1 protein-coding gene is annotated in these 546 nt (G+C 56.6%); it reads left to right on the top strand.

Translation table 11 applies throughout. The features are described 5' to 3' along the window. A partial coding sequence (locus HHU12_RS34735) for an efflux RND transporter permease subunit (RefSeq protein ID WP_205960113.1) occupies nucleotides 1–546 on the top strand: 546 nt, incomplete at both ends.

Here is a 546-nt window from a genome sequence, read left to right as displayed (position 1 = left end):
CTGGGCATGGTGAAACAGCATCCGGATCAGCTGGTTCGGGTACGCCCTAATGGGCTGGAAGATACCCCTCAGTTCAAACTGGATGTCGATCAGGAAAAAGCGCAGGCGCTGGGCGTATCGCTCTCCGATATCAATGAAACGATATCAGCCGCGCTGGGCGGATACTACGTCAATGACTTTATTGACCGCGGCCGCGTGAAAAAAGTGTACGTTCAGGCTGATGCCCACTTCCGTATGCTGCCGAGCGACATTAACAACATGTATGTTCGTAGCGCCAACGGCGAAATGGTGCCGTTCTCCGCCTTTGTCACTTCACGCTGGATATATGGCTCGCCGCGCCTGGAGCGCTACAATGGGTTGCCATCTATGGAGATCCTCGGTGAAGCTTCGCCAGGCAAAAGTACCGGGGAAGCCATGGCGCTGATGGAAACGCTGGCCAGTAAACTGCCGAGCGGCATCGGTTATGACTGGACCGGGATGTCTTACCAGGAACGGCTCGCCGGCAACCAGGCGCCTGCGCTCTATGCCATCTCGCTGATCGTCGTC

This window comes from Flammeovirga aprica JL-4, assembly GCF_012844305.1.
Classification (GTDB): domain Bacteria; phylum Bacteroidota; class Bacteroidia; order Cytophagales; family Flammeovirgaceae; genus Flammeovirga; species Flammeovirga aprica.
The sequence above is the reverse complement of the archived record's forward strand: the minus strand, read 5'-3'. Positions and strand labels throughout refer to the sequence as shown.